The sequence below is a fragment of the Hydrogenophaga aromaticivorans genome, from assembly GCF_013387465.1.
Lineage (GTDB): Bacteria > Pseudomonadota > Gammaproteobacteria > Burkholderiales > Burkholderiaceae_C > Hydrogenophaga > Hydrogenophaga aromaticivorans.
This window is the reverse complement of sequence record NZ_VYGV01000009.1, coordinates 1-16,905: the sequence shown is the minus strand read 5'-3', so window position 1 is coordinate 16,905 and position 16,905 is coordinate 1. Positions and strand designations below refer to the sequence as shown.

The following is a 16,905-nucleotide window of genomic DNA, read 5'->3' as shown; positions in this document are numbered from 1 at the left end:
GGACGGGCCGCGGGCGGAGCCTGGCGCGGAGCCGGGGCCGGGCGCGAATAGCCGCCACCACCGCCGCCGCCTTCGTCACCACCGCCCATGCCTTCGCGGCCGCCAAGCAGCTGCAGTTCGGTGGCGATGATGTCCACGGTGTTCTTTTCCACGCCGGTGGTCTTGTCCACGTAGGTGCCGTATTTCAGGCGGCCTTCGACGTAGATCGGGCGGCCCTTCTTGACGTATTCGCCGGCAATTTCGGCCAGGCGGTCGTAGAAGGTGACACGGTGCCACTGGGTGTCTTCGATGGTTTCGCCGCTGTTCTTGTCCTTGCGGCGGCTGGAGGTGGCCACGCTCACGTTGGCGACGGCCTGGCCCGAGGGCAGGTAACGGATTTCGGGGTCGCGGCCGCAGTTGCCGACGAGGATGACTTTGTTGACGGATGCCATGAGTGGTGTGCCCTGAGGGGATTAGCGGGCGGCGCCGGGAGCCCGGGCCGCAAAACGGTCAACCATTGTGCCGCAATTGCCCTGATGAACCCAATCGGGTTTTCCGACGGCCTACACTGTGGGCACATGAGGGGTGAACCAGACTTTTTCCAGAACCTGCAAGACGAACTGTCCGATGGCCGCGCGTGGCTGGACCGCACCGTGGTCCTGGGCTACGCCATCCTGGCCGGCCTGTGCGTGGTCCTGTTCACGCTGATGAGCGAGACCGCGTTCGAGTGGTTCATGCACCTGTACGCTGCGGCCCCTTGGGTGGTGCTGATCTGGACACCGGCCTTGACGGCGTTCATCGTCTGGTGCACACGCAGCTATTTCCCGGGCGCTGCGGGCTCGGGCATTCCCCAGGTCATGACGGCGCTGGATCCCCTGCTGCCCAAGGATTCGCGGCACCGTTTCGTGTCGCTGCGGCTCACGTTCGCCAAGATTGCCCTGGGCTCGCTGAGCCTGCTGGGTGGCCTGTCGGCCGGGCGCGAAGGCCCCTCGGTGCAGGTGGCCGCGGGCGTCATGCACGACGCGCGCCGCTGGTTGCGCCCGGGCTCGGTCATGAGCGAACGGGCGCTGCTGGTGGCGGGTGGCGCGGCCGGCATCGCGGCGGCGTTCAATGCCCCGCTGGCGGGCGTGGTGTTTGCCATCGAGGAACTGTCCAAAAAACTCGAAGCGCGCAACAACGGCCTCATCATCGCCGCCATCGTGCTGGCCGGTCTGGTCAGTATCTCGGCCTTCGGCAACCTGACCTATTTCGGTTCGATCGCGGTGCCCCGGCTGGGCTGGGGCGCGATCCTGCCGGGTGTGCTGGTGACGGTGATCTGCGGCGTGCTGGGCGGGCTCTTCTCGCGGCTGCTGGCCGCGTCACTGGCCGGCATGCCCGACCGTTTCAGCGCTTTTCGCAAACGTTTCCCGGTGCGCTTTGCCGCGGCCTGCGGCCTGGTGGTGGCGATCATCGGCCTGTCGTCGGGTGGCGCGACCTTCGGCGCCGGCGCGGAAGAAGTGCGCAACATGCTCGCGGGCGAGAGCGACATCTCGCGGATGTACGTGCTGCTGAAATTCATGGCCACCTGGATCACCAGCTGGAGCGGTGTTCCGGGCGGCATCTTTGCGCCCTCCTTGTCCATTGGTGCGGGGGTCGGTCACGACGTGGCCCAGATCGTCGCGGGCAGCAACGCCAGCGCGCTGGCGCCCGCCCTGATCGCAATGGGCATGGCCGCCTTCCTCGCCGCGACCACGCAGGCCCCGCTGACCTCGTTCATCATCGTCATGGAGATGATCGACGGCCGGCCGATGGTGCTCAGCCTGATGGCCGCGGCCATGCTGGCCAGCCTGATCTCGCGTCTGATCAGCCGGCCGCTGTACGGCACGCTGTCCAACCTGATGCTGCGCCCGACCCGCGAACACCAGGCCCGCGAGGCTGCGGCCGAGACCGATGCGCCCGCCCCGGCGCCCTCAGGGCACGACTCCACGGCGACCGCTGATCCGCCTGTCGGGGAACCGGTGCAGCGCTCGCTGCTGGACGGTGTGGGCCAGGACGACCTGCCGCCGACCAGCGGCGCGCCACCCCGGAAGGACTGACCAGCCCGTCGGCACCAAGGCAAAATGGACGCGTCGAACGTCAGTGTTTGACGGCGGGCGCCTGCATCGGCCAGGCCGCCACCAGCCACACCAGGGTGCCCAGCGCGCAGACGGCGAACAGGCCGCTGGCCCCGTGCGCTCGCGCCAGCCAGCCGCCGACCGCGCCACCCACGAAGAAGCCCACCGACTGCAGCGTGTTGTAGACGCCGAGCGCGGCGCCGCGCGCGTGCGCCGGCGCCAGCTTCGACACCAGGCTGGGCTGGCTGGCTTCCAGGGTGTTGAAGCCAATGAAGAAGACGAACATCAGGCCACCCAGCGCCCACAGGCCCGGCGCCGCGCCGCTGCGCGCCAGCCACCACAGGCCGATCTGCACCACGCCGATGAGCGCGATGGCGATCAGGAACGCGGCGCGCAGCCGGCCCTTGCGCTCCATCGGAAACAGCACGCCGCCCATGACCAGCAGCGAAGCCGCCACCGCCGGCAGGTAGACCTGCCAGTGGTCCGCCTTGGCCAGCCCGGCCCGCACCAGCATGGCGGGCACAGCCATCCACATGGCGAGCTGCACCGCGTGCAGCACGAACACGCCCAGGTTCAGGCGCAGCAAGCCGGCGTGGCGCAGCACCTCGCCCAGCCCGCCCCGCACCTGCTGCATGTCGGACGGCCGGTGCACGCGCGGTTCCGGCGGCGCCACCCACAGCACCACAGCGATGCCCAGCAGCGCCAGCGTGCAGGTCATGCCGAAGATGCCCGGCAGGCCGACCCAGCCCGCCAGCAGCGGCGCGATCACCAGCGAGAGCGCGAACATCAGCGCGATGCTGGCGCCGACCATGGCCATCGCCTTGGTGCGCACGCTGTCGCGCGTCACGTCGGCCAGGAAGGCGGTGACCGCGGCCGAAATGGCGCCGGCACCCTGCACCGCGCGGCCGATGGCCAGCCAGGTGAGATCGGGTGCCCAGGCCGCGATGGCGCTGCCCGCCGCAAACACCAGCAGGCCTGCCACGATGGTGGGCTTGCGGCCGAAGCGGTCCGACGCGATGCCAAAGGGAATCTGCAGGAACGCCTGCGTCAGGCCGTACAGGCCCATGGCGAAACCCACCCGTGCCGGGTCGTCGCCGCCGGGCAGGCGCGCGGCTTCGAGCGCGAACACCGGCAACACGATGAACAGGCCCAGCATGCGCAACGCAAACACCAGCGCCAGCGCGCCGCTGGCGCGGCGTTCCTCACCCGTCATGCGGTTGGCATCGGGGGCGGGCGCATCGCTGGAAACGGGGGGAGCGGAGGTTGAAGACACGATCAAGAAGCACGCGTCAGGCAGGATCGCCTGCCTCATGCCGGGGGGTGTTGGGGCCAGCCGGTATTGTGCGTCAAAGGCCTCACCCCACGCTGGTGGTCGGTCGGCACCGGCCTGGGCCGGCGGTCCCGGAACAAGGCGCGGAGGGGTCAGAGGCTGAGAGTTTTTCGGGCGTGACCGAGCAACGCCCCACAACGCGGCCGATCAAGGCGCAAAGCACAACCATAGCTCGGGCTATGGCGCGCATTTGCAACGCAGAGCGGGTGTGTTTTGGGGTGGTGAGCGGGCATGAGCGAAAGACTTTCAGCCTCTCAGCCCGGCAACTGCCGGGCCACCATTTCGACCACGCTCTCGATGGTGGTGGGCCAGGCGTCGGCTTCGGCGCCCGCCATGACGTTCAGGCGGCAACTGCCGCAGGACACCACCACCGTGTCGGCCCCGGTGGCGTCGATCTGCTCGCGCTTGATGCCCCAGGCCTGGTGCCGCAAACCCTCGGCGCGGTTGATCAGGAACACGCCCGCGCCACCGCCGCAACACCAGTTCTGTTCGGCCGTGGGCGTGGTTTCGCGCAGGTCCATGCCCAGGGCCTTGAGCGCCGCGCGCGGCTCGTCCACCACGCCACCGTGCCGGGCCAGCTTGCAGGCGTCGTGGTAGGTGATCTTGCGGCTGGGGTCCTGTGGCGGCTGCAGCTGCAGACGCCCGGCGGTGATTTCGCGCCCCACGAATTCGGACGCCGCCAGCACCTCGAAGGGCAGCGGCCGGCCGTCGGCAAGCCGCGCTTCCCAGCGCAGCGCCGGGTAGGCGTGCCCGCACTCGGGCAGGATGACGGTCTTGGCGCCGATGGCCAGCGCCTCGTCGATCAGGCGCTGGCTGGCCGCCTTCTGCAGCGATTCGCTGCCGGACAGCAGGCCGAAGTTCGCCGCCTCAAAACCCGCGCTGCGCAGGGTCCAGCGCACGCCCAGGTGGTTGAGGATGCGCGCCGTCGCGGCCAGCGCGTCCTGGAACAGTAGCACGTCGATCACCGTGGTCACGAGCATCAGGTCGGCCTGCGGTTCGTCCAGGGGGATCGTGATGCCCTGGGAGCGCAGCAGGTCCACCGTCTGCCGGAGTTCGTCGGGGCCGACACCGAACACCGTGCCCCGCCCGGCCTGTTCCTGCGCGACCGCCGTCAGCTCCAGCGGGGCCAGTCCGGCCTCGAACAGCGCTTCGCGCATCACGTTCACACCGCGCGCGGTGTTGACGCCCATCGGGCAGATCATGCTGCAGCGCCCGCACTCGGTGCACGCGTCGTAGACCAGTTCCTGCCATTCCTTGAGGTCGTCGAGCGTGATGTCGGGCAGGAACAGCCGCTTGAGCGGCGCAAAGGCCGAGGTTTCGCGCGCGTGCACCCGGCGCAGCAGGTCCAGCTTGCGGCTCGGGCTGTATTTCGGGTCGTTCGTGCTCTGGTAGAAGTGGCAGGCTTCCGAGCAGTAGCCGCAGTTCACGCAGGCCTCCAGGTCCAGCGCCAGCCCGCGGTCGGTCTTGGCCCGCATGACCGCCTTGGCGCGGACCAGGCGTTCGGCGTCGGTGAGCGCATCGGGCTGCGCCATCTCCGGCAGGTGGTGGATGGCTTGCAGAAAACCATGGAACACATCCTTGTTGATCATGAGCGCACCCCGCGACGGCCAAAGAACGTGGCCAGCTGCATGCGCGCCGGCAGGAACAGGAAGGCGTGCATCAGCTTGCCGAACGGAAACCAGATCAGCAACAGCTCCAGCGTCAGCAGGTGCACCGCCAGCGGGTCCCGGTAGACCACATGGTCGCGCGCCAGGATGGTCGAAGACGGATCGCCGATCACCGCCATGCCGGTGACTAGGGGCAGGAACGTGACCACCCAGGTGATCCAGTCGTCGGCGGCCGAGATCCGTTTCAGCACCGGATCGCTCAGGCGGAACATCAAGGCCATCAGCAGCGACACGATGGTGGCCGCCGCCGCGGCGTACATCACGGCGTCGGGAAAGGCCGGCCACGACAGGCCGGTCAGGCGGCGGATGAAGGCGATGTGGGGTGCATAGCCGAAAACCACCACCGCGAGCCCGATGTGGAACACATACGGGTTCACGGTGACGAGCGTGGCGCTCGGGTGAAAGCCGCCACGCGGCACCATGCGGGTGAAGGCCGCGCGCAGCGCCGCACCGGTGCCGAAGGGCTGGCGTTCGGGTGCGCCGGGCGCGATCCGATGGGGCAGGCGCCACAGCGCGAGCAACCGCCACGCGACGCCGGCGACAAAGATGAAAAGCGACAGCGTCAGCAGCGGGCCGCGCACCCAGTCCAGGAAATCCATGGGAACCCTCCTTGTTGTTGTCACCAAGGTTTGCACAGTACGCCCAATCCGCCCGAAAAGCCAAGTGCCATCGCGCGCCGCTGCACGGTGTGTGAGCCCCGTCATGCTTTGAACGCCACCCGCGTGCGGCGGATGTACCCCGGAAGCGGTCCCGCCGTATCATGTCGGGTTGCCTTTTTGACGCCAGAAACCCGCCCTGGTGACCCCGCCTTGAACCAGAACCCGACCCCGCTGACCGGCACCGCGCCGGACACGCCACCCGCTCCGCTCAGCCCCGCCCACGCCGCGGCCCTGCGCACCGCGGCCACGCTTTCGGTGCGCGGCGCGCGCACGCACAACCTGAAAAACATCGACCTTGACATCCCCAAGCACGCGCTGGTGGTGATCACGGGCTTGTCAGGCTCGGGCAAATCGAGCCTGGCCTTCGACACGCTGTACGCCGAAGGCCAGCGCCGCTACGTGGAAAGCCTCTCAGCCTACGCGCGGCAGTTCTTGCAGCTGATGGACAAGCCCGACGTCGACCTGATCGAGGGCCTGTCGCCCGCCATCGCCATCGAGCAGAAGGCCACCAGCCACAACCCACGCTCCACCGTGGGCACGGTGACCGAGATCCACGACTACCTGCGCCTGCTCTACGCCCGCGCCGGCACGCCGCACTGTCCGGAGCACGACCTGCCCCTGACCTCGCAGAGCGTGGCACAGATGGTGGACACGGTGCTGGCGCTGCCACAGGACACACGGCTCATGATCCTGGCGCCCGTGGCGCGCGAGAAGAAGGGCGAGTTCCTGGAGCTGTTCGCCGACATGCAGGCCCAGGGTTATGTGCGCTTCCGCGTCAACGGCGAAGTGCTGGACTTCGATGCCCTGCCTGCGCTGAAAAAGACCGAGAAACACAACATCGACGTCGTGGTCGACCGCATCAAGGTGCGTTCGGCCGAAGAAGAGGGCGCCAATCCGCAGAGGCAAAGACTGGCCGAAAGCTTCGAGGCCGCGCTGCGCCTGGCCGAGGGCCGCGCCATCGCGGTCGAAATGGACGGCGGCGCCGAACACGGCTTCTCGGCCAAGTTCGCCTGCCCGGTCTGCAGCTACACCGTGGGGGAGCTGGAGCCACGCCTCTTCTCGTTCAACTCGCCCATGGGCGCCTGCCCCAGCTGCGACGGCCTGGGCCACACGGAGGTGTTCGACCCCGAGCGCGTGGTCGCCTTCCCCACGCTGAGCCTGGCCAGCGGTGCCATCAAGGGCTGGGACCGGCGCAACGGCTACTACTTTGCGATGATCGAAAGCTTGGCGGCGCACTACAAATTCAGCGCCGATGCGGCCTGGGAATCGTTGCCCGAAGCGGTGCAGCAGGTGCTGCTCTACGGCTCGGGCGAAGATGAGATCAAGTTCAGCTACGCGCTCGAATCGGGGGAGCGCGCAGGCAAGAAGATCACCAAAAAACACCCCTTCGAAGGCATCATCCGCAACTTCGAGCGCCGCTACCGCGAGACCGACAGCGCCAACGTGCGCGAAGAGCTGGCCCGCTACCGCGCCACCCAGCCCTGCCCGGAGTGCGGTGGCTCGCGCCTGCGCAAGGAAGCGCGCCACGTGTTCGTGGGCGAAGGCGAGCAGAAGCAACCCATCTACAAGATCAGCCACATCACGCTCGGCGAGTCGCTGGCTTACTTCAGCGCGCTGCACCTGCCGGGCGCCAAGGGCGACATCGCCGCGCGCGTGATCAACGAGATCCGCCAGCGCCTGAAGTTCCTGAACGACGTCGGCCTGAACTACCTGAGCCTGGACCGCAGTGCCGAGACGCTGAGTGGCGGCGAAGCGCAGCGCATCCGCCTGGCGAGCCAGATCGGCAGCGGCCTGACCGGTGTGATGTACGTGCTCGACGAGCCCAGCATCGGCCTGCACCAGCGCGACAACGACCGCCTGATCACCACCCTGCAGCACCTGCGCGACCTCGGCAACACGGTGCTGGTGGTCGAGCACGACGAGGACATGATCCGCTGCGCCGACCACGTGATCGACATGGGCCCGGGCGCGGGCGTGCACGGCGGCCATGTGATGGCACAGGGCACCTGTGCCGAGGTGATGGCCACACCCGGCTCACTGACGGGCCAGTACCTGAGCGGCGCGCGCGCCATCGCCGTGCCCACGCGGCGCACGCCCTGGCTGCCGGTGAACAAAGCCGCCGCCGCGGCCAGGGCCGCGCCCATCAAGTCGCGCTTCCCCATGAGCCCGGCCGCCGAGCGCCGCAGCGCGCGCGAAGCGGCGCACATCGCCACGCTGGGCGAGCTGCAGGAGATCCGCGTCGTCAACGCCACCGGCCACAACCTCCAGGGCGTGAGCGTGGCCTTCCCGGTCGGCCTGCTCACCTGCGTGACCGGTGTCTCCGGCTCGGGCAAGTCGACCCTGGTGAACGACACGCTCTACGCCGCCGTCTCACGCACGCTCTACCGGTCGCACGAAGAGCCCGCCGAACACGACGCCATCGAAGGCATTGAACATTTCGACAAGGTCATCAACGTCGACCAGAGCCCCATCGGCCGCACGCCGCGCAGCAACCCGGCCACCTACACCGGCCTCTTCACCGGCATCCGCGAACTCATGGCCGAAATGCCCACCGCGAAAGAGCGCGGCTACGGCCCGGGCCGCTTCAGTTTCAACGTGGCCGGTGGCCGCTGCGAGGCCTGCCAGGGCGACGGCGTGGTCAAGGTGGAGATGCACTTTTTGCCCGACGTCTACGTGCCCTGCGAGGTCTGCCACGGCCAGCGCTACAACCGCGAAACGCTCGACGTGCAGTACAAAGGCAGGAACATCGCGCAGATCCTGGACATGACGGTCGAGAAAGCGCACGCGTTCTTCACCGCCGTGCCCACGCTGCACCGCAAGCTGCAGACGCTGATGGACGTGGGCCTGACCTACATCCAGCTCGGCCAGAGCGCGACCACGCTTTCGGGCGGCGAGGCGCAGCGCGTCAAGCTCGCGCTGGAGCTCAGCAAGCGCGACACCGGCCGCACGCTTTACATCCTGGACGAACCCACCACCGGCCTGCACTTCGCCGACATCGAGCTGCTGCTGAAAGTGCTGCACCAGCTGCGCGACGCCGGCAACACCATCGTCGTGATCGAGCACAACCTCGACGTCATCAAAACCGCCGACTGGCTGATCGACATGGGTCCTGAGGGCGGGTCCGGCGGCGGCACCGTGGTGGGCGTGGGCACGCCCGAAGACATAGCCGCCAACGGCGAAAGCCACACCGGGCGGTATCTGGCGCGGTTGCTCAAGCGCTGAAAGCAAGGCGATAGACGCGCAAGCCGCCCGCGCGAAGTGCCCTCACGACAGGCACAGGAAACAGGGCAACCGGAGCGGGGCCCGCTCTGCGCGAGGAAACGCCAACCCAGAGACACCGCGGACCCGGCTTCGCCGGGCCGCCAGTGTCGCCCTCCTTCAGGGGGGTGGCGCCGAAGGCGACGCGGGGGGTGTTCCTGTCACTTGCTGCGGTACGCCACACCCACGCCCAGGCCATGGGTGACGAGGCGTCCCACCAGCGGGCTGCGCGCCGCCGATCCGAGCACGCGCGACACATCCAGCCCGCCAAACACAACCCAGTGGGTGCTCAGCGCGGTTTCAAAGTGGGCGCCCAGGCGCAGGTTTTCCCACCCACTGCCCAGCCGGTACGGCTCGCGACCTGTCGCCTGGGCGGCCTCCGGCGAAATGCCGTAGAGCGTGCGCAGGTAGCGTGCGTCGCCCCAGCCCCCGCCCACCGAAAAGTCCAGGTTGGTCCGCCGTGACACGGGGTAACGGTAGTTCACCCCGGTGTTCAGCCGGGCGCCGCCTCCGCGATCCAACAGGTCGTGGTCCAGGCTCACGCTCCAGTTCCAGCGTTCACCGAAGGAGCGCCCGGTGGACACACGACCGCGCAAGGTGGTTCGCACATCGGGCAGGCCCTGAAATTCGGGGTCACCGTCGAACGAGCGGCCGTTGTCCAGGCGCAGCGATGCGCCCAGCCGCCAGTCGCTGAACAGATCAAACTCCGTGCTCACGCCGGTTTCCAGCCGCTCCCGCCCGGCGCGCAAGAGCGAGTTGGCCCGCGATCGCGACACGCGGAACGGCCCGAGCTGGAATGCCCACAGGGGCTTGATGTCGTAACGGGTCACGCCACTGCCAATGTGCCCATTGGCCGACACGACCGAAGCGCCCACCAGATACCCGGCATCGCCCGCCGGCCCCCCGACCGCGAGCTGTCCTTCGGCGTGCGCCTGCAGCCCCAGACAGGCTGCCACCATCCCCAGACCTTGGCGCCAAAATGTGGTTGTCATCCGGGCATCATAGCCAGCCTGGATGTCACCAAAACGCCGTCCCATGTAACTGGGTCAACGGATTTCCCCCATTGCGGCAAACTGGCGGACATGGCACAGGAAACCGAACTCAAACTCGCGCTGTTCACCCGCGACCTCCCGCGGCTGCTGGCGCATCCGCTGCTCGCGGCCCAGGAGCCGCAGCGGCAGCGCCTGCTCAACACCTATTTCGACACTCCCGATCTGGCGCTGATGCGGCAGCGCATCGCGGTGCGCGAGCGGCGGGTGGGACGCCGCACGCTGCTCACGGTCAAGACCGAGGGCGCGTCGGCGGGCGGTCTGTCGCGGCGCGGCGAGTGGGAGGGTCCGACGCAACCCGGCGAACTGGACTTTGCCTCCCTGGTGGACAGTGCCGCACTGGCCACCGCGCTGACCGGGCTCCGACCCCGGCTGGTTCCCCTGTTCCGAACCGACTTCACGCGCCGCAGCTGGCAGCTCAAACATGGTGGGGCGCACATCGAGGTGGCGCTGGACGAGGGCCACATCACCACCCGGCCGGCCGGCGCCCGCCCCGGCGACACCCGCCGGGAACTGATCCTGGAACTGGAGCTGGAACTCAAGAGCGGCCCGGTGGATGCCCTGCTCGACTTGGCCCACACGCTGGCCCTCGGGCCCCAGGGCTGGAGCGCGCAGGGCATCTGGCTCTATCCCTCGGACCGCAGCAAGGCCGAACGCGGTCTGGCCCTGTTTCTGGGCCAACCGCCCGGGCCCCTGCGCGAAGCGCCGCTGAAACTGCCAGCCGACGGCGACCCGGTTCAGGCCTTCTGCGCCACGGCGCTGGCCTGTCTGGCCCAGCTGCAAGGCAACGTGCTGGCCCTGCTGCAGACGCCCGAGGCGGGTCCCCTGCCCGACCCGGAATACATCCACCAGGCGCGGGTGGCGCTGCGCCGCCTGCGCACCGGGCTGCGCCTGTTTCGCCCCTTCCTGCCGCGCCGATTCTCGGCACACTGGAGCGCCCACTGGCAGGCCGCCGCCGGGCAACTCGGCGATGCGCGCAACTGGGACGTGCTGGCCACGACCTGGCTGCCCCAGTTGCTGGGCGATGGTCGCCAGACGGAAACCCTGACGCGCTGGGTGACGCAGATGCGGCATGAAGCCAACCAGCGCGCCCGCCAGGCGCTGCTCGAGCCCGCCTTTGCGCTCGGCCAGCTGGCCTTCGTGCGCGCGCTGCTGGCGCTGCAGGGCCGGGCGCCCCGAGCCGGCCAGCCCGCACTGACCGAGTGGGCACACGCCACCCTGCAGCAGCGACACCGCCGCCTGCAGCGCGCGGTGCGCCTGGCGGCGCGTCAGGCGGCGAGCGAGCGGCATGCGCTGCGCATCGAGCTCAAGAAACTGCGCTACGCCCAGTCCTTCCTGTCCAGCCTGTTGCCGCCACAGCGGCGCGGGAGCGGATCGCTCAAACGCGCCCAGGAATTGCTCGGTACCCTGAACGACTTCCACACCGCGGAGCTCCTGCTCGCTGACGCGCCAGCGCCGGCCGGGCAGAAGGTGATCGGTCGCCTGCAGGAACTGACGGCGGTGCACCTGGCCGATCTGCCCGGCGTGCAGCAACAGCTGCTGCGCGCCATAGCCACCTGGGACTGAAGCAACAAGGCGAACCCGTATCCGTTTTTCAGGGCACCGGAGCGCGACCCCGACGCATGACACGCTCCAGCCCAGGGCACCGCCGGGCCGGCTTTGCCGGACGGCCAGTGCCGCCCCCTGGAGGGGGTAGCGCGAAGCGCTGCGGGGGTGTTCAAGTCCTCGCGCTGGGCCGCTCGGCCATTTTGTCGCGCCAGGCCTGCAGCGCGGCAAAACCCTGTTGACCCGCGTTGAAACGCATCAGCTTCGCGAACTCCAGCGCGCAGAAGGCGGTGATGTCGGCGATGGTGAAACGCTCGCCGGCCACCCAGGGCTGGCGCTGCAGTTCGCCGTCCAGCCAGGCCGCGGTCTCGCGCAGTTTCTCGCCCTGCGAGCGGCCGAAATCGGGAAACTGCGGCTGCTCCAGCGGCGCCAGCCCCGGGTGGGTGTGGCGCACGCAGTTGGCGATGGGCAGCAAGAAGTACCACTCCACGCGGCGGTCGGCCATTTCGATGAAGGCGCGCTCGGTGGCGTCCGCACCCATCAGGTTGGTCTGGGGATGGCGGCCTTCCAGGTAGGTGCAGATGGCGCGGGTTTCGGTGAGCACGCGACCGTCGTCGAGCTCCAGCGCGGGCACGCGGGCCAGCGGGCTTTTGGCGCGGTAGGCATCGCCTTTGTGTTCGAGCGCGTTCAGGTCCACATCGACGAGGTCCAGGCCGTTGATGCCTTTCTCCACCAGGAACATGAGCACGCGCCGGGGGTTGGGCGCGCGGGATGCCACGTAGAGCTTCATGCGGCGCCTCCACCCGGCTTCAGGCTCTGGCCGGTCTCGACCATGCGGCGGGCCTCTTCGGCGAACTTTTGCGCGCCAGCGTCGCCGTCGCGCGTGAGGTCCACCTTCGATGGCGGCTGATCAATGCCGCGCTGCACCGCGGGACGCGCGCGGATCGCATCGCGCCAGCGCCTGAGGTGCGGCAGGTCGTCCATCTCCACACCCGACCAGCGGTGCGTGCGCACCCAGGCCCAGTTGGCGATGTCGGCGATGGAGTAATCGCCCGCCAGGAATTCGTGGTCCTTCAGCTGGCCGTCGAGCACGCGGAACAGGCGTTTGCTTTCGCCCTGATAACGGTCGATGACGGCCGGGATCTTCTCGGGAAAGTAGCGGAAGAACACATTGGCCTGGCCCATCATCGGCCCGATGCCGCCCATCTGGAACATCAGCCACTGCAGCACGCGCGAGCGGCCCTTGGCGTCCGCGGGCATGAGGCGGCCGGTCTTTTCGGCCAGGTAGATCAGGCAGGCGCCCGATTCGAACACCGCAAAATCGTCGGCCTCGTGGTCGACGATGGCCGGGATGCGGCCGTTGGGGTTGATGGCCAGGAAAGCGGGCGTCTTCTGCTCCCCGGCCGTCAGATCCAGCACCTTCAGCGTGTAGGACAGGCCCAGCTCTTCGAGCGCGATGGACACTTTGTGCCCATTGGGCGTGGCGGCGGTGTACAGATCAAGCACAGCCACCCCCCTGCGCAGCTTCGCGCCTTCCCCCCGAAGGGCGGACCCCACCTGTGGCCCGGCAAAGCCGGTTCCACGGTGTGTACTGGGAGGATGCCCGCAGCAGCATGGTTGGCCTCTTGATCAAAACCCCCATCGTAGAGGCCCCGCAGCCTGCCGGCTGTCACCTGTGAAACGGGCTCTCAGCCCCGGGCGGCTTCCAGCACGTTGCGCGTGCGCAGGGCCTCGCTGCGCGCGGCGGCGGCGAAGTCGTCCCCGCTGGACGCGTAGAGGATGGCACGCGAACTGTTGACGATGACCGGTCCGGTGGTCGCGTCGCCCTGCCGGCGGTAACCGGCGCGGACGGTGGCCACGGCGTCACCGCCCTGCGCACCCACACCGGGGATCAGCAGCGGCAGCGTGGGCGCGAGTTCACGCACGCGCTCGATTTCTGCGGGGTAGGTGGCGCCCACGACCAGGCCGAGCTGGCCGTTCAGGTTCCACGGCCCTTGCGCGAGCCGGGCCACGTGTTCGTACAGCAAGGGCTGGCCGTCCACCGTCGCCAGGCGCTGGTTCTGCAGGTCGTCGCCGCCGGGGTTGGAGGTGCGGCAGAGCAGGAACGCGCCCTTGCCTTCGTACTTCAGGTAGGGCTGCACCGAATCGAAGCCCATGAAGGGCGAGAGCGTCACGGCGTCGGCGCCGTAGCGCTCGAAGGCCTCGATGGCGTACTGCTCGGCGGTGCTGCCGATGTCGCCGCGCTTGGCGTCCAGGATCACCGGCACCTGCGGCGCCACCGCGCGCATGTGGGCCATCAGGCGTTCGAGCTGGTCTTCGGCACGGTGGGCGGCGAAGTAGGCGATCTGCGGCTTGAAGGCGATCACGGTGTCGGCCGTGGCCTCGACGATCGCGGCGCAGAAGTCGTAGATGCGCGAGGCGTCGCCCCGGAGGTGGGCGGGAAACTTCGCCGGATCCGGGTCCAGGCCGACGCAGAGCAGGGACTGGTTCTGGCGCTCTGCCGCGCCGAGCATGTCGAGAAAGGTCATGGCCCAATTTTAATTGGGTCCCCCCACGCTCCACCGCTGCGCGGGTCGCTGCCCCCAGGGGCGCGTTTCGCCTTGGGGCGGCCCAGCGGCGAAACCTGGCCCGGAACGGCACCACCGCTCTGGGCCTAAGATCAGACCGATGCACGCCCTGTCCCGCCAGCAACTCATCCTGCTCGTCCTGCTCACCCTGGTCTGGGGCCTCAACTGGCCGATCATGAAGATCGGTGTGACCGGCTTCCCGCCGCTCAGCTTCCGCAGCATCTGCATGTGGCTGGGCCTGCCGGTGCTGGGCTTGTTCCTGGTGTGGCGCAAGGTGCCGTTTCGCATCGATCGTGTGCACTGGCGCGAGCTCGCTGTGCTCACGGTCACCAACATGTTCTTCTGGCACACGCTGGCCATCCTGGCGATCCAGTCGCTCTCCAGCGGCCGGGCGGCGATCCTCGGCTACACGATGCCGGTGTTTTCAGCCTTGCTCGGTGCGGCCTGGTTCGGCCAGCGGCTGGCGGGCCGTGCCTGGTTCGGCGTGGCCGCTGCGGCGCTGGGCGTGGTGCTGCTGCTCTGGCACGAAGTCAGCACCCTGTCGGGCCGGCCGCTGGGCGTGTTCATGATGCTGGTGGCCGCGGCCACCTGGGCGCTGGGCACACAGCTGATGCGCCGCACCCGCATCGCGCACCCGACGCTGGCGATCTCGTTCTGGATGACCGTGGCCACCACGCTGTGGATGACACTGCTGGCGGTGGTCTTCGAGCGCGGCGTCTGGACCCTGCCCTCGGCACCCATTTGGGGCGCCATCGTCTACAACGCCATCGGCGTCTTCGCGTTTGCCCAGGTGGTCTGGCTGATGCTGGCGCGCGACCTGCCACCCATCGCCTCCACACTCTCGGTGATGTTGATCCCGGTGCTGGGCGTGTTCAGCGGCGCCTGGTGGCTCGGTGAAGTGCTGCACTGGCAGGACTGGACCGCGGTGGTGCTGGTGATGCTGGCGATTGCGACGGTGTTGTGGCCGGCCCGACCAGCGAGCCCGGCCCTCGGCTGAGATCGGCGGTTTCACCGGTCAGGGCCACGCCGCCGCGGGATGCGTGGCCGTCAGCGGTCGGGGGAAAAGCTCGCCAGCGATGACCTGCAACAGATCCAGGTAGGCGGGCGCCAGCTGCGACGGCAGCTGCCGGGTGTCGATGTAGTAGGCGCCGCGCTTGCCGTGGTATTCGATGGCCTCGCCCAGGGCCTGGAAGCGGATGCCCACAAAAGCCAGCCCTCGCGCCAGCCGGGGTTCCATCATCACGAACACATGGTGGCGTTGCGTCTCGTGCGACAGGGTGATCGCCGCCATGTACAGGCCGATGGCGATGGCTGGAAAGCTGCGCAGTTCCTGCTCCGAGAACCCACCGGCCACGATGGCCCCTTCGGCGGCGGCGGCGGACTGTTTGCGGAACACCGCGGGCACCGCCAGGCGCGAGATTTCGCAGACTTCGTGCGGTTCAAAGTGGTGCGGCAGCAGGCTGGGGTGGGTCAGTGCCTGGGCACAGTGGGTCTCCAGCGGCAGGCGGTCGTGGGCACCGCGTTTGCCCACCAGCCGCACCGTGCCGGCCAGCACGCCCGAGCGGCGGTGGCGCACCGCGCAGTGAACGGCCTGGGCATCAAACGGATCGCGCTCTTCGCGCAGGGGATGCAGGGCCTCGTAGTGCAGCTCTTCGCAATACACCTGGTGTCGCAGGCGGTAGATCTCCCGGCGCTGGAGTTCGCTGCGGGCGATCTGCGGTTGCAGGTGCTGCATGAAGGCCTCGGCGATGCCGAAAGTGGCTGGGGCAGCCGCCGGCAGGACCGGGTTCGACGGTTCAGCCTCAGCGGGCGGGCGTTGCAGCGCAGGGTCCGACAGGGCCGTTACGGACAGGGGTGGGGTTTTCATGGTGGCAACACGGAATGACACCCTCAAGCGGGCGGGCCAGTGTTGCCTCGGGCGCCGGGCGAACGGCGCCAAACGGCGTCAGATTTGACAGGGACCGGTCATGGGCTCCAAGCCCCCATACCAAGGTCTTTGGAGCGTCAGGGGGCTGTGGAGCGATCGGATGATGCGGCGGCCGTCTCCAGCGCCAGGCACAGGTCGGCCCAGGCCTTGGCCTTGTCGCTGGGCGTGCGCAGCAGGTAGGCCGGGTGGTAGGTCACGATGACCGGTACACCCTGGTAGCGGTGCACCTGCCCACGCAGCTTGCCGATGGGTTCGCTGGTCTGCAGCAGCGACTGCACCGCGAAGCGCCCCATGGCGAGGATGATCTTCGGCTGCACCAGCGCCACCTGGCGCGCCAGGTAGGGCTCGCACTGCGCCACCTCTTCGGGCAGCGGGTTGCGGTTGGCCGGCGGGCGGCACTTGAGCACGTTGGCGATGTAGGTGGCCTGCGCACCACTGCCGGAGCGGCTGCGGCCGATGGCGCGCAGCATGTTGTCGAGCAGCTGGCCGGCCACGCCCACGAAGGGTTCGCCCTGCAGGTCCTCGTTTTCGCCAGGGGCTTCGCCGATCACCATCCAGTCGGCCTGGCGGTCGCCGACCCCGAACACGGTGTTCTGGCGGCTGCGGCACAGGCCGCAGGCTTCGCAGCCCGCGACGGCGGCTTGCAGCGCCGGCCAGTCCATGGCGTCCACACCCGCCGGGCGCAGTCGGGCTGGGGCGGCAACGGGCCGGTCCGCGCCACGCAAGGCGGTGTCCCATGCTGAGCGCCGAACTGCTGACCTGGCTGCCCGCCTACCTCGCTCTCGGCATCGCGGGGGGCTTCGCCGCCGGCCTGCTGGGCATCGGCGGCGG

Annotated in this window: 14 protein-coding genes; 4 read left to right on the top strand and 10 right to left on the bottom strand. The window is 68.9% G+C overall.

Features of this window, described 5'->3' with window-relative positions; all coding sequences use genetic code 11:
* Positions 1-431, bottom strand: a 431-nt coding sequence (ssb, locus tag F3K02_RS12270; RefSeq protein WP_246309424.1) for a single-stranded DNA-binding protein, incomplete at its 3' end; no start/stop codon positions are given.
* 126 nt (positions 432-557) lie between these two features.
* Between ssb and F3K02_RS12265 the strand changes: the two genes are divergently transcribed.
* Positions 558-2,054: a chloride channel protein gene (locus tag F3K02_RS12265; protein WP_177135913.1), complete on the top strand. Its 1,497-nt coding sequence runs from the start codon at positions 558-560 to the stop codon at positions 2,052-2,054.
* A gap of 40 nt (positions 2,055-2,094) precedes the next feature.
* On the opposite strand, the gene F3K02_RS12260 is transcribed toward F3K02_RS12265, so the two are convergent.
* From F3K02_RS12260 to F3K02_RS12250, 3 genes are all read right to left on the bottom strand, one after another.
* Positions 2,095-3,285: an MFS transporter gene (locus F3K02_RS12260; RefSeq protein WP_177135939.1), complete on the bottom strand. Its 1,191-nt coding sequence runs from the start codon at positions 3,283-3,285 to the stop codon at positions 2,095-2,097.
* Between the two features lie 371 nt (positions 3,286-3,656).
* Complete coding sequence (locus F3K02_RS12255; RefSeq protein WP_177135912.1) at positions 3,657-4,991, bottom strand: (Fe-S)-binding protein; 1,335 nt, start codon at positions 4,989-4,991, stop codon at positions 3,657-3,659.
* Positions 4,988-5,668, bottom strand: a complete 681-nt coding sequence (locus F3K02_RS12250; RefSeq protein ID WP_177135911.1) for a hypothetical protein — start codon at positions 5,666-5,668, stop codon at positions 4,988-4,990. Before F3K02_RS12250 ends, F3K02_RS12255 begins: the two co-directional genes overlap by 4 nt.
* A 132-nt stretch (positions 5,669-5,800) precedes the next feature.
* On the opposite strand from F3K02_RS12250, the gene uvrA reads away from it, so the two are divergent.
* Positions 5,801-8,950: an excinuclease ABC subunit UvrA gene (uvrA, locus tag F3K02_RS12245; RefSeq protein ID WP_177135938.1), complete on the top strand. Its 3,150-nt coding sequence runs from the start codon at positions 5,801-5,803 to the stop codon at positions 8,948-8,950.
* 197 nt (positions 8,951-9,147) lie between these two features.
* Here uvrA and F3K02_RS12240 read toward each other — a convergent pair whose 3' ends face one another.
* The gene (locus tag F3K02_RS12240; RefSeq protein ID WP_177135910.1) at positions 9,148-9,978 is read right to left on the bottom strand and encodes a MipA/OmpV family protein; all 831 of its coding nucleotides are present in this window, start codon (positions 9,976-9,978) and stop codon (positions 9,148-9,150) included.
* A 90-nt stretch (positions 9,979-10,068) separates the two neighbouring features.
* Between F3K02_RS12240 and F3K02_RS12235 the strand changes: the two genes are divergently transcribed.
* Complete coding sequence (locus tag F3K02_RS12235; protein ID WP_177135909.1) at positions 10,069-11,601, top strand: CYTH and CHAD domain-containing protein; 1,533 nt, start codon at positions 10,069-10,071, stop codon at positions 11,599-11,601.
* Positions 11,602-11,752: 151 nt separating this feature from the next.
* On the opposite strand, the gene F3K02_RS12230 is transcribed toward F3K02_RS12235, so the two are convergent.
* From F3K02_RS12230 to pyrF, 3 genes are all read right to left on the bottom strand, one after another.
* Positions 11,753-12,370, bottom strand: coding sequence for a glutathione S-transferase family protein (locus tag F3K02_RS12230; protein WP_177135908.1), 618 nt, complete (start codon positions 12,368-12,370; stop codon positions 11,753-11,755).
* Complete coding sequence (locus tag F3K02_RS12225) at positions 12,367-13,086, bottom strand: glutathione S-transferase N-terminal domain-containing protein (RefSeq protein ID WP_177135907.1); 720 nt, start codon at positions 13,084-13,086, stop codon at positions 12,367-12,369. The genes F3K02_RS12230 and F3K02_RS12225 overlap by 4 nt, the downstream gene beginning before the upstream one ends.
* Positions 13,087-13,268: 182 nt before the next feature.
* The gene (pyrF, locus tag F3K02_RS12220) at positions 13,269-14,108 is read right to left on the bottom strand and encodes an orotidine-5'-phosphate decarboxylase (RefSeq protein WP_177135906.1); all 840 of its coding nucleotides are present in this window, start codon (positions 14,106-14,108) and stop codon (positions 13,269-13,271) included.
* A gap of 139 nt (positions 14,109-14,247) precedes the next feature.
* Here pyrF and F3K02_RS12215 point away from each other — a divergent pair, with 139 nt between their 5' ends.
* Entirely contained in the window at positions 14,248-15,144 is an 897-nt protein-coding gene (locus tag F3K02_RS12215; protein WP_177135905.1) for a DMT family transporter, read from the top strand.
* Between the two features lie 18 nt (positions 15,145-15,162).
* Here F3K02_RS12215 and F3K02_RS12210 read toward each other — a convergent pair whose 3' ends face one another.
* Both F3K02_RS12210 and F3K02_RS12205 read right to left on the bottom strand, forming a co-directional pair.
* Positions 15,163-16,014, bottom strand: a complete 852-nt coding sequence (locus tag F3K02_RS12210; RefSeq protein WP_177135904.1) for a PEP-CTERM/exosortase system-associated acyltransferase — start codon at positions 16,012-16,014, stop codon at positions 15,163-15,165.
* A gap of 137 nt (positions 16,015-16,151) precedes the next feature.
* Positions 16,152-16,905: uracil-DNA glycosylase (locus F3K02_RS12205; protein ID WP_177135903.1), on the bottom strand; the 754-nt coding region annotated here is incomplete at its 5' end.

Excerpts from the sequence above, each read along its gene's own strand:
- F3K02_RS12260 (WP_177135939.1), bottom strand. The coding sequence starts at position 3,285 with ATGACGGGTGAGGAACGCCGCGCCAGCGGCGCGCTGGCGCTGGTGTTT.
- F3K02_RS12265 (WP_177135913.1), top strand. The coding sequence starts at position 558 with ATGAGGGGTGAACCAGACTTTTTCCAGAACCTGCAAGACGAACTGTCC.
- F3K02_RS12215 (WP_177135905.1), top strand. The coding sequence starts at position 14,248 with ATGCACGCCCTGTCCCGCCAGCAACTCATCCTGCTCGTCCTGCTCACC.
- F3K02_RS12210 (WP_177135904.1), bottom strand. The coding sequence starts at position 16,014 with ATGAAAACCCCACCCCTGTCCGTAACGGCCCTGTCGGACCCTGCGCTG.
- pyrF (WP_177135906.1), bottom strand. The coding sequence starts at position 14,108 with ATGACCTTTCTCGACATGCTCGGCGCGGCAGAGCGCCAGAACCAGTCC.
- F3K02_RS12255 (WP_177135912.1), bottom strand. The coding sequence starts at position 4,991 with ATGATCAACAAGGATGTGTTCCATGGTTTTCTGCAAGCCATCCACCAC.
- F3K02_RS12250 (WP_177135911.1), bottom strand. The coding sequence starts at position 5,668 with ATGGATTTCCTGGACTGGGTGCGCGGCCCGCTGCTGACGCTGTCGCTT.
- F3K02_RS12235 (WP_177135909.1), top strand. The coding sequence starts at position 10,069 with ATGGCACAGGAAACCGAACTCAAACTCGCGCTGTTCACCCGCGACCTC.
- uvrA (WP_177135938.1), top strand. The coding sequence starts at position 5,801 with ATGTACCCCGGAAGCGGTCCCGCCGTATCATGTCGGGTTGCCTTTTTG.
- F3K02_RS12230 (WP_177135908.1), bottom strand. The coding sequence starts at position 12,370 with ATGAAGCTCTACGTGGCATCCCGCGCGCCCAACCCCCGGCGCGTGCTC.
- F3K02_RS12240 (WP_177135910.1), bottom strand. The coding sequence starts at position 9,978 with ATGACAACCACATTTTGGCGCCAAGGTCTGGGGATGGTGGCAGCCTGT.